This is a genomic window from Asaia sp. A2, assembly GCF_057319415.1.
On sequence record NZ_JBXWTO010000013.1, the window covers coordinates 51,343 to 64,876 of the forward strand.

13 protein-coding genes are annotated in these 13,534 nt (G+C 60.7%); 8 read left to right on the plus strand and 5 right to left on the minus strand.

Annotation, left to right across the window (positions count from 1 at the left end; all coding sequences use genetic code 11):
• Positions 1 to 81 precede the first annotated feature (81 nt).
• On the plus strand, positions 82 to 324 hold the full coding sequence (locus ACWNRM_RS11655) for a hypothetical protein (RefSeq protein WP_485170931.1): 243 nt from the start codon (positions 82 to 84) through the stop codon (positions 322 to 324).
• Positions 325 to 426: 102 nt separating this feature from the next.
• On the opposite strand, the gene ACWNRM_RS11660 is transcribed toward ACWNRM_RS11655, so the two are convergent.
• Genes ACWNRM_RS11660 through ACWNRM_RS11680 form a run of 5 tightly spaced genes read right to left on the minus strand, consistent with a single transcriptional unit; the run spans position 427 to position 6,609 of the window.
• Complete coding sequence (locus tag ACWNRM_RS11660; protein ID WP_485170932.1) at positions 427 to 876, minus strand: SufE family protein; 450 nt, start codon at positions 874 to 876, stop codon at positions 427 to 429.
• On the minus strand, positions 873 to 2,189 hold the full coding sequence (hslU, locus tag ACWNRM_RS11665; protein ID WP_485170933.1) for an ATP-dependent protease ATPase subunit HslU: 1,317 nt from the start codon (positions 2,187 to 2,189) through the stop codon (positions 873 to 875). The genes ACWNRM_RS11660 and hslU overlap by 4 nt, the downstream gene beginning before the upstream one ends.
• Entirely contained in the window at positions 2,189 to 2,770 is a 582-nt protein-coding gene (hslV, locus tag ACWNRM_RS11670; RefSeq protein WP_122039042.1) for an ATP-dependent protease subunit HslV, read from the minus strand. Before hslV ends, hslU begins: the two co-directional genes overlap by 1 nt.
• A 42-nt stretch (positions 2,771 to 2,812) precedes the next feature.
• Entirely contained in the window at positions 2,813 to 4,741 is a 1,929-nt protein-coding gene (locus ACWNRM_RS11675; RefSeq protein WP_485170934.1) for a response regulator, read from the minus strand.
• Positions 4,738 to 6,609, minus strand: coding sequence for a response regulator (locus tag ACWNRM_RS11680; protein WP_485170935.1), 1,872 nt, complete (start codon positions 6,607 to 6,609; stop codon positions 4,738 to 4,740). Before ACWNRM_RS11680 ends, ACWNRM_RS11675 begins: the two co-directional genes overlap by 4 nt.
• Before the next feature lie 438 nt (positions 6,610 to 7,047).
• Here ACWNRM_RS11680 and ACWNRM_RS11685 point away from each other — a divergent pair, with 438 nt between their 5' ends.
• The 7 genes from ACWNRM_RS11685 to ACWNRM_RS11715 all read left to right on the plus strand — a co-directional run bounded on the left by ACWNRM_RS11685 (position 7,048) and on the right by ACWNRM_RS11715 (position 13,532).
• Entirely contained in the window at positions 7,048 to 7,401 is a 354-nt protein-coding gene (locus ACWNRM_RS11685) for a hypothetical protein (protein ID WP_485170958.1), read from the plus strand.
• 19 nt (positions 7,402 to 7,420) lie between these two features.
• Positions 7,421 to 8,293, plus strand: coding sequence for a cell division ATP-binding protein FtsE (locus ACWNRM_RS11690; protein WP_485170936.1), 873 nt, complete (start codon positions 7,421 to 7,423; stop codon positions 8,291 to 8,293).
• Positions 8,290 to 9,198, plus strand: coding sequence for a cell division protein FtsX (locus ACWNRM_RS11695; protein WP_485170937.1), 909 nt, complete (start codon positions 8,290 to 8,292; stop codon positions 9,196 to 9,198). Before ACWNRM_RS11690 ends, ACWNRM_RS11695 begins: the two co-directional genes overlap by 4 nt.
• A 30-nt stretch (positions 9,199 to 9,228) precedes the next feature.
• Complete coding sequence (locus ACWNRM_RS11700; protein WP_485170938.1) at positions 9,229 to 9,819, plus strand: YdcF family protein; 591 nt, start codon at positions 9,229 to 9,231, stop codon at positions 9,817 to 9,819.
• A gap of 113 nt (positions 9,820 to 9,932) precedes the next feature.
• On the plus strand, positions 9,933 to 10,676 hold the full coding sequence (locus ACWNRM_RS11705; protein WP_485170939.1) for a lysophospholipid acyltransferase family protein: 744 nt from the start codon (positions 9,933 to 9,935) through the stop codon (positions 10,674 to 10,676).
• A gap of 329 nt (positions 10,677 to 11,005) precedes the next feature.
• Positions 11,006 to 12,034: a hypothetical protein gene (locus ACWNRM_RS11710; protein ID WP_485170940.1), complete on the plus strand. Its 1,029-nt coding sequence runs from the start codon at positions 11,006 to 11,008 to the stop codon at positions 12,032 to 12,034.
• 88 nt (positions 12,035 to 12,122) lie between these two features.
• Complete coding sequence (locus tag ACWNRM_RS11715) at positions 12,123 to 13,532, plus strand: cytochrome ubiquinol oxidase subunit I (RefSeq protein ID WP_023978129.1); 1,410 nt, start codon at positions 12,123 to 12,125, stop codon at positions 13,530 to 13,532.
• Positions 13,533 to 13,534 lie beyond the last annotated feature (2 nt).

Here is a 13,534-nt window from a genome sequence, read left to right on the forward strand (position 1 = left end):
GGCTTCAAAGGGCCTGCACGGCTCTTGCGCAGCGACTAATAATGTCAGAGTGTTGCTGAAACCCCAGCCAAGGATTTCACCATGCTTCGCGGATTTCTCGCCCTGACCGTGCTGCTCGGCACTGCCGCAGCCCCCGTTGCCTACGCCAAGCCCTGCCGCGATGCGACCTCGGGCAAGTTCGTGAAATGCGAAAAGCCGAAGGCCGAGAAATGCCGCGATGCCAAGGGCAAGTTCACCAAGTGCAAGGCTGATGCCGCCGCCAAGGACGATAGCAAGACGACCGCACCAGCGACCCCCGCCGATGGAGCCCCTGGCAAGAACTGATTAAGGGGGCGGTCTCCGCCTCTCGCAGTTCGGGTTGTTCCATGTAAAAAAGGCCCGGTCTCCCGGGCCTTTTTTCTTGGCTACTCTTCCATTCTGTCAAAATCAGACCCGGGCTCGGGCCCGTATGGCCTGGGCCATTGCTTCGACCCCATTGCCACGGTTGGTCGAAAGCGCCTTCACCAGTCCCAGATCATGCAGGAATGTCGGGTCCGTCGCCTCGATCTCCGCCCGGTCACGCCCGGAATAAACGCGCAGCAGCAGAGCCACCAGACCATTCACGATGGCCGCATCGGACGCCCCGGCAAAGAACAGGCGGCCATCTGCCTCATACGCCTCAAGCCAGACCTGGCTCTGGCAGCCGGGCACACGATGACCATCATTCTGCCACGCAGCGGGAAAGGCCGGGAGGTTGCGCCCCATCTCGATGATGTATTCGTAGCGATCCATCCAGTCATCAAACAGGGCGAGTTCGTCGCCGATCGCTGCAATGGCCTCCGCCGCCGTGCCGTCCACGGGCTGGACGAAGGGGAGTTCCGTTACCGCGCCGCTCACAGGATGAACCTGCTCAGATCGCCCTTGCGGGCCAGAGGCGCAACGCGCTCCTGCACATCCTGCGCGGTGATCACCACCGTGTCCCCGCTCCGGTCAGACGCCCTGAAGGAAACATCTTCCAGCAGGCGCTCCATGACCGTTGCCAGACGACGGGCGCCAATATTCTCGACACGCTCATTGATATCCGCCGCCAGCTCGGCGAGCGCATCCACCGCACCGTCCTCAAAGGAGAGCGTCAGATTCTCGGTGCCGAGAAGCGAGACATATTGCTTGAGCAGGGAGTGTTCGGGCTCGAGCAGAATGCGCTTGAGGTCCTCACGTGTCAGACCAGCCAGCTCGACGCGAATGGGCAGACGCCCCTGCAACTCAGGCAGCAGGTCCGAGGGCTTTGCCAGATGAAAGGCACCGGATGCAATGAACAGGATATGGTCGGTTTTGACCGGCCCGTATTTGGTGGTGACCGTCGTTCCCTCGATCAGCGGCAGAAGATCGCGCTGCACGCCCTCACGCGAGATATCGCCACCTCGTCCACCGCCCTCACCCGAGCGGGCGCAGACCTTGTCGATCTCATCGAGAAAGACGATGCCGTGATCCTGCGCGTGACGCACCGCATCCTGGGTCAGCGCATCATTATCCACCAGCCGGTCGGCCTCCTCGCGAATCAGAAGCTGACGCGCAGCGGCGATGGTGAGGCGACGCTTCTGGGGTGAACGGTTCATGAGGTTCTTCATGAGATCGCCAAAGGCGGCGGCATTCATGACAGTGCCGTTGGCCATGTCGGGCATTTCACCCGCGCCCGGCTCACGCCCCACCTGAATCTCGATTTCCTTGTCTTCAAGCTCGCCATTACGCAGCATCTGGCGGAACTTGGTCTTGGTGTCCGCCGTGGCCCCCTCACCGACCAGCGCATCGACAAGGCGGGATTCGGCGGCAAGCTCGGCCTTGGCATTCACGTCCTTGCGCCGGGCCTCACGCAGCATGGTGAGTGATACCTCGACCAGATCGCGCACGATGGATTCCACATCGCGCCCCACATAGCCAACTTCGGTGAACTTGGTGGCTTCGACCTTCAGGAAAGGCGATTGTGCCAGACGCGCCAGACGGCGGGCAATCTCGGTCTTCCCGCAGCCTGTTGGCCCGATCATGAGGATGTTCTTGGGCACAACCTCTTCACGCAGACCTTCGGGCAATTGCGCACGGCGCCAGCGGTTGCGCATCGCAATAGCCACAGCCCGCTTGGCCTCGTTCTGACCGATGATGAAGCGATCCAGCTCGGAAACAATCTCACGCGGCGAGTAATTCGGTATTTCCATTACAGCGACTCTCCGCCCAGCAGTTCCACCCGGACCGAATGATTGGTGTAGACGCAGATATCGCCAGCAATCTTCATCGCACGGCGGGCCACATCCTCGGCACTCAGCCCCTCGATATCGATAAGCGCACGCGCGGCCGAAAGCGCATAATTGCCGCCGGAGCCGATCGCGATGATCCCATCCTCAGGCTCAAGCACGTCGCCGTTGCCGGTCAGTGTGAAGGAGCGATGGGCATCGGCCACCGCCATCATGGCCTCCAGCCGACGCAGATAGCGATCCGTGCGCCAGTCTTTCGCCAGATCGACACAGGCCCGTTCAAGCTGATCGGGATAGCGCTCCAGCTTGGCTTCAAGGCGCTCAAGCAGGGTGAAGGCATCGGCTGTCGCCCCGGCGAACCCGGCGAGAATGGAGTTCTTGGGCCCTATGCGGCGTACCTTGCGGGCATTGCCCTTGATGACCGTCTGGCCAAGCGTGACCTGCCCGTCACCCGCCATGGCCACCTGTCCATCGCGACGAACGCAAAGGATGGTGGTGCCATGCCAGCCAACAGGGTCATGGGGGGAAGAGGAATGAGTGTGCATGCCTCTTCACATAAGCCCTGCGCGCAGAGAGACAAGCCCGCCTTATGTCCAGTTACGCAGTGTGGTGGCGATTGCCTGACGCAACTCGACCGGGGTGAAGGGCTTGCCCAGCACGAAAGCCTCGGCAGGCAGGTTTTCGGGGTCGGCATAACCACTGACGTAAAGCACCGGCAGAGCGGGATATTTCTCCGCCAGGATGGCACCGCATTCACGGCCGCCCATGCCCGGCATCAGCAGATCGAGCACAACCAGATCGAAATGTTCACCCGCAGCCAGGCAGGCAATCACATCCTTGCCATCCGCAACGCTGATCACCTCATGACCGTCCTGCGAGAGGAATTGCGCCGTAACGAGCCGCACACCGGGTTCATCATCGGCCAGCAACACACGCAGCTTGCGCGGCCCCGAAAGTGCCTCGACCGCCTCCTGCTGCGCCCCCTCTGTCGTCGCCTCATGGCTGACGGGCAACAGCAAGATCATGCGCGTCCCCTCGCCCGGCGCGCTCTCGACACGGATATCTCCCCCACTGCGCTGCAGGAACCCATAGATGGTCGAGAGACCCAGACCCGTGCCACTTCCAAGGCCCTTGGTCGTGAAAAATGGCTCGAAGATACGTCGCACGATCTCCGGTGGCATGCCGCAGCCCTGATCGTCGACCGAAAGCACCACACGCTCGCCTTCGAGGGCATGAGGCTCATGGCTGAGCGCGATGCTGATGACACCGCCATCCGGCATGGCATCGCGGGCATTGATACACAGGTTGAGCAGGGCCATTTCGAGCTGACCGGAGTCACTCATCACGGCGGGCATGACCAGATCGCGCGGCACGGCCGTGAGATCGATCGTGCAGCGTCCCGTTTCACCGCGCAGATCGCTCGCCCGGCTCAGGCTCTGCACAATCAGATCGTGCATGCTCCAGATCATCTCGACCAGATCGACCGGACGCAGCGCCATGGGTTTCGGTCGGCCAAATTCGAGCAGACGGCGAGTCAGAACCGTGCCACGTCGGGCCGATTCCAGGGCATTGTCAAAAAGTTTGGTCACGGTCGGGTTCACCGCAGGCGTCATGTCCTGAAGCAGTTCGAGCGAGCCCAGCATGGCGGTCAGCAGGTTATTGAAATCATGCGCGATGCCCCCGGCAAGTGTGCCAAGCGCATGCATCTTGTCGTCCTGACGCAGGCGCTCCTCCATGGCGAGGCGCTCTGTCACGTCACGGTCGAGCATCATCTGCCAGCGCTGCTCCCTCGGAAAGGGAACACCCAGGGCATTGCGCGGCCAGGGCAGGGTCTGGCGCGTGATCTCGTGCCATCTCACGCCCGCGGCAGTGTGTTCCGCTACCAGTCGAGAGACTTCTCCCTGGCTCCGGGCTTCCTCGCGCATGGCGATGATCTCGGGACGAAGGGTATCACCGAAGAGGGAATTTTCTGCGATATTTCCCCTGTTGTCAGAGAGCGCCTCCACCTCGATGTTATGTCGCAGCACCGTGCCATCGGCTTCGGAAAACACAACATCCATCGGTACCGATTCCAGGGCCCCGTGCAACAACACGCGCTCCATCATCAGGGCGCGCTCAAGGCGATGATGGGCTGCAACCTCACGCACCATCGCCCGCAGCGAGTCAGATTCCCACGGCTTATGAGCATAGAACTGGATCCTGCCCTGGTTGAGGGCGGCAACCACGGCGGCCAGATCGGCATAACCGGTCAGGAGAATCCCGCGCGCATCGGAATAGTCCCGCGCCTTGCTGAGCATCACATCGCCCGTCATATTGGGCATCCGCTGATCGGAGACAATCACCGCGATATCGGGTGACTTGCGCAGGAATTCGAGCGCCTCGAGCGGGTCTGTACTGGAGAGAATATCGAATTCATCTTCCAGCAGATCGGTCAGCGCGACCAGAATTTCAGCTTCATCATCCACCAGGAGGATACGGCTCCTCCCGAATGGTACGCTCATTTCGGTCCGTTTCATGCGCTGCGTCCTATCGTCACCGGTCCCGTAGGGGTAAGGCGCACCGGAACGGAGAGCGTGAAACAGGCCCCCACATCGCGTCCACCCTCGAGATTCGCGTCCTCTATATCAATCGTGCCGCCATGCGCCTCGATCACGCCATAGGCAATCGCCAGCCCCAGCCCCGTTCCCATACCGACAGGCTTGGTCGTGAAAAACGGCTCGAACACACGGGCGCGCAGGGCTGCGGGCACACCTGGTCCGTCATCCGCCACGCTGATTACATAATCTGCTTCCGATCCCTCCTGCTTCAAAACAGTCTGGATCACGATCTTGCCGCTAGGCGCCCCGGCTTCAAGCCCTTCAGCCTCGGCACGCGAGCGTATGGCATCGGCTGCATTACTCACGATATTCATGACAACCTGATGTAACAGGGCCGGCTGACAGACCAGCATACGCGGGGCGGACAAATGGCGCTCAACCGTGATCTCACGGCCGAATTTATGCGCCAGAAGGGCAAGCGCCGTATCGATCGCCTCAACCACATCGGTATCCTGAAACGCGCTTTCATCGAGCCGTGAAAATCGCCTCAGACTGAGCACCAGATTCTGGATGCGTTGCAGCCCCAGCCGCATCGCACCGATACGGCTCGAACATTTCTCAAGCAGCGCAAGCTGTGCAGGCAGAAGAGGCCCCTCGGACTCCGTGAGCCGTTGCAGGGCGCGCGCAATGGTCTCCTCGTGCGCCAGGGTGAAGGCGAGCGGGTTGTTGATCTCGTGGGCGATGCCTGCCACGAGCTCGCCGAGCGAGGCCATCTTGGCTGTCTGCACCAGCTTGGCCTGCGTCTCGATCAGTCGCGCATTGGCATCGGCGAGTTCTGAATTGGCGTGGGCCAGCGCCTCGGCCATCGCGGCCTTGGCAGCAATGGCGCGGGCCTCGCTCTGCGCTGTCTGAAGCGCCACTTCACGCACCTGACGCTTGATTTCCTGCTGCCTGATCTCGTCCTGAGCCAGCTTGCGACGCACCAGCACACGGATGCGCAGCGCCAGAACATCGGGGGCGATGTCGCTGGGCACCAGGTCATCCAGCCCCGCATCGAACAGATCTGCCGCAGAATGACGCCTGAACCGGTCAGCATCGACAATGCCGAGGATCCGGAAGGAAGTTCCTCCGGCCTCAAGCACATCCTGACGGCGCGCATCGAGACGGCGGCAGAAATTCACCCCATCGAGCAGGCGCGACGTAAGGTCGAGCACCAGACAATCCGGCCCCTCCTCGCCCCCAAGCCAGCCCCCATGAATCAGCTCGCCCGAGGCGGTAACCGTGGTGACCGTATGGCCATCGCGCCAGAGCAGCTCCCCCAGAGACGCACCAGAGGAATCGCGCGCCCAATTGGCATTGTCGCCCGGCTCGTCCTCGAAATCCTCGGTATGGGGGCTCGTGACGATAACAATACGCGCCCGTCGAAACCGCCCAGCCTCTTCAGCCTGGAGAAAATCCGAGCCCTCCCGCAGCAGCGCACGGATACGCAGCACCAGCAGGTCAGGATGGGCCGATTTGGAGATATAGGCATCCGCGCCGCTTTCGAGCCCCTCACGCTCCAGACCGGGCCCGACATCCTCGGTCAGCATCAGAATGGGGATCGAACGGGTCTGGGCGTTCATACGGAACTGCCGAGCCATCTGGCCGCCATTCATGCCTGGCAGGTGGTAATCCGCCACGACCAAATCCGGCAGGCCGTCATCGAGGCAGGTCAGTGCCTCTTCTCCACTGGCTACGCGTCGGACGGCAAACCCTGCTTCGGTCAACAGCAGCGTCAGGGCTTGAGCCTGTATCTCCGATTCTTCGACGAGAAGGATCACGGGGCGGGGCACATCTGTCAGGGTCATGCCTGCACTGGTCTCATGAGTTCACCGAGGTGATCAAGTTCGGCAATGTCATGAGGGCCAAAAGAGCTCGAAAACAAGTCGAAAAGGGAAAAACACCTTTCTCAGGTTCACCCATACGTCGGCATGGCAATACGGGCGAGCTCTAGGGCACTGATACCTTTTCCCCCACCATCCGTGGCGCCACAAGGCGACAAACCCGAAAGGATATCGCGCTCATTCAGGAGTCAGTGCACCATAAGCGACCCCGCCAGCAGGCGGGTCATTGCATTTCATCGCGCCGGCAGTTACCTCAGGAGCAGATAACGTGGCCAGTGCCGTCTGGACGCCCGTTCATTCCTGCCCGTCACGACAAGCTGGAAGCGCCCCATGGAAGTTTCGTCCCGCCCGTCCCTTTCACGCCTAGGCCAGCCAAGCGACGACCGCGAGCCCCGAGGCACGATGGGACGCAGCACTGGCGGGCTGGCCATTCTGCGTACGGCGTTTTGGGCCGTCTGCTATTTCGCGTTCTATTTCGCCCAGCAAGTGGCCGAGGTTCTGGCACCGCTCTGCCTCGTGCTTGGCATTGGCTGGATGGCCCTACCCAAGGCCCTTTCGGCCATCACCACTGGCACAGCCTCGACCGACCCGCAGGCACAGGATGTCATGAACCATGTGGTCGGCAGCATTCCGGATCACCTGGCCATCGGCCATCACGTCATGACGGCAAGTGGCCTCGTATTTGACGGTTTCCTGCTGATGGCAATCGCCGCTCTTGGGGCGACGATTTCAGCCGTCGCCGCACGCAACATGTGATGATGCGACCGGGGCATTCATGATCCGGTTTCATGACGTCACCTATCGCCACGCCCAGCGTCGCCGCCTTGCAGGGCGACGCCAGATGCCACGTCCTGTCCTTGAAGGCATCGATTTTTCCATCCCTCAGGGCGGCTTCTACTGGCTGACCGGCCCCTCGGGGGCAGGCAAATCAAGCCTGCTTCGTCTCGCCCACGCGGAAACACAGGCAGAGTCAGGCATAGTCGAGATACTGGGGGTGAATACAGCGACCGCCAGTCGGCGACAGCTTTCCCTGCTCAGACAACGTATCGGGTTCATACCTCAGGATCTGCGCCTGCTTGCCGAACTGAGCGTGTACGACAACGTTGCCCTTCCCATGCGTCTGGCCGGTCAGACCGACAACGCCATCAAAAACGAGATTGGCGCCATACTCGACTGGCTGGACCTCGACACAAAAGGGGACAATCTGCCGGATGAGCTTTCGGGCGGTGAACGTCAACGCGTTGCCATTGCGCGCGCCCTCGTTACACGCCCCGCCCTGCTGCTGGCTGACGAGCCTACCAATGCCCTTGCGGAAAGTCAGAGCTGGAAGTTGATCGAAGCCTTCCGCACGCTCAGCCGTTCGGGGACGACTGTCATTGTCGCCACGCATAATGAGACATTGCTGCGCGCCATGCCTCTGCCAACCATCAATCTGCGTCATGGACGGCTCAGCGCTCCGCTGCCTTTCCCGGCGAACCATTCGATGCCCTCCGATGCATCGGACAGTCATGACACTGACGTTCATCCGCCCCGCCCCCATGAAAGCGACGCACAGTCGAACCGCCCAGATCCACCAGAATCCGGCCATATCTTCGGGAGGACCAGCAATCAATCGGCAAGCCCCCCCTCAAGGGACAGGTACCGATGAGGCACAAGCTCCCAGACGGGTTACATCTCGGGCGGCGTGATCAGGGGCTGATACCAATCATCGCAGCGGTTGCTGCCATTGCGGTTCTGGCTCTCGGCGGCTGGAATGCAGCGCGCAGCCTTTCACGGGAGTGGAACCATGGAGCGACCCGTCAGGTCACAATCGAAATTCCCGACCTGGTCGGTAACGCTCAGGAGACTGCTCAAAAACTGATCGCCGTCCTCCGGAGTGACCCAGGTATCGCCGCCGTCGAAATGCTTCCTGAAGCAAAGTTGCACGACATCCTCCGACCATGGCTGGGAACGATGCAGACCAGCCTGTCCGATCTGCCGGTCGTCCTCTCGGTCACGCGACGTGATGACCGGCCTGCCACCAATCTGCCCGTCATACTGGATACGGTCGCTCCCTCCGCCATCATTGAGGAAAACGCCCGCTGGGGTGAGCGCCTGATGCTTCTCGGCCAGACGCTGCAAGCCTGCGCCTGGCTTGCGGTACTTCTCGCGGGATTTGCAACAGCCGGCGTGACCACCCTCTCAGTGCGCATGACCCTGATTGCCAGGCGACGCACCATCGAGATCCTGCATGGGCTGGGGGCACGCGACGGGCTGGTTGCCCGGCGCATTGCCTGGCGTAGCGCCGGTCTGGGTCTGACCGGCGGTGTGATTGGCACCATTCTGGGCGGCGCCATTCTGGCAATACTCTATCATCTCCTGCTTCCCTTCATGGATGAGGCTGGCGCGACCACGACAACGTGGCCCGAAAGCTATGCCCAGTGGCTTGCACTCTGGACGACCATTCCGTCAGCATTGCTTCAGTCTCTCTCCTGTGTGCCGATCCTTGTTGCTGTGCTCAGCTTTGTGGTGGCACAGGTGACGGTACGGCTCTGGCTACGCAGGCTACCATGACAGACAGTTCATCATGAGATCTTCCGCATCATGAAATTCTGGCTGGCTGTTCCGTTTTTCGTGCTGATTCTGGCGATTGTCTGGTGTACCGGATTCGCATGGTTCTGCGTCGATGCCCTGCATCCCGTATCCAGCCCCGTGCATTGCGACGGGATCGTTGCCCTCACCGGAGGGCGCGACCGTATCGAGGCTTCACTGCAACTGCTGGACAAGGGCGTTGCACGTAAACTTCTGATTTCGGGGGTTGGTCCTCACGCCACACTCACTCAACTCAGTGAACATGCCCCTCTGGCAATCACGCCTGAACTCGCGTCCCGTATCACACTTGGAAGACGTGCTGTCTCCACCATCGGCAACGGGTCAGAAACTGCCCAGTGGGCCATGCAGAATCACATCCGTTCCCTACTGGTTGTGACAGCTGGCTATCATATCAGACGAGCCATGGTGGAGATCCATCGCGCTGCGCCAGATGTGATACTGCATCCCTATCCCGTGCGGTCACCCGCGCTGAGGAGGAGCCCTGACCGCGCTACCTTCACACTGCTGCTGCACGAATACATGAAATGGATCGGCTCACATCTGGGGCTCTCACGCGGTGTCAATCTCGTGCCTCCCGGCTAGGGCAAGGTCCATGAAATGTTTTGGTGCAAGAGAATTCCGCCCTGCCCCGTTTCCTTCATGCTGCGTGTTGCTTTAGTGAACACAATGTTCTCAAGACGCTACTGGGGGAGTGCATGAACCGGATACGCGCCTGGCTTTTCATCACCTATTTCATTGTCCTGACCCTTTTCATGGGTGTGATTGCCATGCCCATCCGCTTGATGCGGCGCCGCAATCTGGCCCTGCGCTATGCCCGGCTCTGGTCATCACTCACCCTGCGTGGCCTGAGCCTGATCTGCCGTATACGCATCACGGTAACCGGCCGAGAGAACCTGCCCGCCGGCGCCTGCCTGATCGCCTCACAACATCAATCTTTCTTTGACGGGTTTATCTGGATGACACTCGCACCCAGACCAGCCTATGTGATCAAGCAGGAACTGACACGCATCCCCTTCATCGGTCCGATGCTCCTCCTCTCAGGCATGGTCCCGGTTGAGCGCGCGGCGGGAGCGAAAGCGCTGCGCGGCCTGATGAAGGCCACCCAGGAGCATTTTGACGAAGGCAGGCAGATCATCATCTTTCCGGAAGGGACGAGAACTGTCCCTGGAGCACGTGTTCCCCTCCAGCCCGGCGTGGTCGCACTGGCCAAGCAGGCCGCTGTACCTGTCATCCCGGTAGCCACCAATTCCGGCCTGCACTGGCCACGCCGTGGCTGGTCGATGACGCCAGGAGAAATCATCATTGCCATAGGAGAGGCCCTGCCCGCGAATGCCGGGCGGCACTCTCTGATCGACTCGATCTACCGGTCATGGGACAAGCTTTGCGCGGCACACGATATGCCACACCCTGTGGATAACTCTGTGGACCTGAGGGTCTGATCGGGGGGAATCCTGTGCGGAACACCGTGCACAACCCGCATAAAACCGGTACGATCCTGAAAGGATCCTTCCGTATCGGGCTAGAAAGCGAGTCAAGAGACAATCGCCGCAAAAGCTAGGTTTTTCGCGCTTTTGGCGGAACGGACGATGCGGACGCGGCATCTAACACAGCCCTCTGCGCTTTCATAGCCCCGCGGGAGAGACTCTTTCCCTTTTCCTCATTTCATCCGTTTTCAGCTCTGGGGATAAAATGTGCTGTTTCTCGCGACAACTGTGAAATCAGAGAGCAGAACCTACCGATTGCCCAGTATTCGCCGGGCCTATCCGAGATGAGAAAAGGGCTCTTCTTCGCTACCATCGGTGTTACGTTCCTGTTACTCGCGACACAGGCGCTGGACGCTTATCGCATCGGCCAGATCGACCGGCAGATCGTGATCCTATCCACGACGGCACAGACAGAGGGCTGGCATTTCGCATGGCGGGAAAAAACCCGCCTGTGGCGCCCCTGGGGATCACGCATTGTGCTGACTGCTCCCCTGGCAAGCAGCGACTCCGGAAAGGGTTGGACCGGGCGGTCTCTCACAATCACGCCCGGCTGGCGACACCCGTTCGCGGCGTCATTCACGAGTGAGGGTGTACAAATTCTGCGCCCCGGGGGTGATATCGTGCTCAGTACCGGTGGCGGATCGGGCTGGTTCGACCCGTCGCAGAAGGCGATCGTCTACCGCACGGCAGGTGTGACGGCATCGGGGCTACCGATATCGGGAATCGATACGCTCACGCTGCGCAATGTCACAGCGCGATTCCTGCCTGGCGGCCGGCGCGCCGATCCCTCTCTGGCATGGAGCCTGGAGCTTCGTGCAGACAGGATGGAACCGAAGCTGACCGCAACAAAGGGCAGTAACAGCCTGACGCCCAGCCTGTCGGACCTCCTCTCTGCACTGCCTCCAGCGCGGCATTTCCATCTTGTTATCGCCGCACTGCATCGGACGAGCGAGGACGGCCCCGCGAGTCAGCGCCCGGCAGGTTCGACCCATGATATGGGTTATGAACGCTTTTTAATTCAGGAGGCGTCTTTCACGCTCAGCGCCCTTTCGGTCGTCGCCCGCGGGACACTTTCTAGCGTGGGACAAGGCACGGTATGGGCGCATCTCACAGGCTTACAGGGCTTCACCCGTTACTGGATCGCGCATACCCCGCAAGCTCTGCGAAACAACCCGGACTATGCACGCTTTCTTGCGGGGCTTAATGAACAAACCGCAAGGATACCGGACCACCTTGACCTTCCCATTCCGCTCGGTCCTGATGACATTTTATTGCAAAATCACGTTTCCGCGATAATAACAGGGCATTATTGATGAACCGGAGGGGAAGCTGACGCCTTATGGGCGGTGGCAGTTAACCATTCCCCTTCACGACTGGCCTTGATGGCCGCGGATCCCTGCAATGCCTGACATGAGTGCTCTCTTCCTCGCACGATTGCAATTCGCGTTTACCGTCGGATTCCATATCGTCTTTCCCGCCTTCTCCATCGGCCTGGCCGCGTTTCTGGCTGTGCTCGAAGGGCTCTGGCTCAAGACGGACAAACCCGTCTATCTCGACCTCTTCAAATACTGGCTACGCGTCTTTTCCGTGGTGTTTGCCATGGGTGTCGTTTCCGGCCTCGTCATGTCGTATGAATTCGGCACCAACTGGTCACAATTCTCGCAAAAGGCCGGACCGATCCTTGGCCCGATGCTGGCCTATGAGGTCATGACGGCTTTCTTCCTTGAGGCCGGGTTCCTTGGCGTCATGATGTTCGGCCTCAACCGCGTGGGCAAGCGGCTGCATTTTGCCGCAACCTGCATGGTCTCGATCGGCACATTGATCTCCATGAGCTGGATCCTGGCTTCCAATTCCTGGATGCAGACGCCGCAGGGCTACAAGATCGATGCCGCAACAGGCCGCTTCCTGCCGGCCGACTGGTTCGCCATCGTCTTTAACCCCTCCTTCCCGTTCCGCCTCGTCCATATGGCGCTCGCCGCGTTCCTGTGCGTTGCGTTCATCGTGGGTGGTGTTGGCGCGTGGCATCTGCTCAAGGCCAAGCGTCAGAAGCGCCAGCCGACCGATGCCGTGAAGGTCATGTTCTCCATGGCGATGTGGATGGCTGCCATCGTGGCACCGCTCCAGATCCTTGCGGGTGACGCCCACGGCCTGAACACGCTGAAATACCAGCCCGCCAAGATCGCGGCGATGGAAGGCGACTGGGAGAGCGAGAGCCGTGCGCCCGAACTGTTGTTCGGCGTGCCGGACATGGAACATGAGGTGACACGCTACAAGATCGGTATCCCGCTGGTGGGCTCGCTGATCCTGACGCACAGCCTCGACGGCAAGGTGCCGGGCCTCAAGGATTTTCCGAAGGACCAGCGCGCGCCGATGTATGTGGTGTTCTACACCTTCCGCGTGATGGTGGCCCTTGGCAGCCTGATGGCCCTGCTTGGCTTCTTCTCGCTGTTCCTGCGCTGGAAGGGCGGGTTCTATACCAACCCGATCCTGCTGCGCGGCGCATTGCTCATGACGCCTGCCGGGTTCATCGCCCTGCTGTGCGGCTGGGTCACGACCGAAGTGGGCCGCCAGCCCTTCACAATCTATGGGCTGCTGCGCACCGTCGACAGCGTCTCACCCGTGACACTGCCTAACATGGAAATGTCCATGGTGGCCTTCGTCATCGTCTATTTCATCGTCTTTACCGCCGGTATCGGCATCCTGCTGCGCGATTTCGCCAAGGAACCGAGCTCGAACGAGCCTGAGCCCCCGCGCGATCAGCCGCATCGTGCCGCTGGTATCACCCAAGTCTCTCACCACCCGGCGGAGTAAGC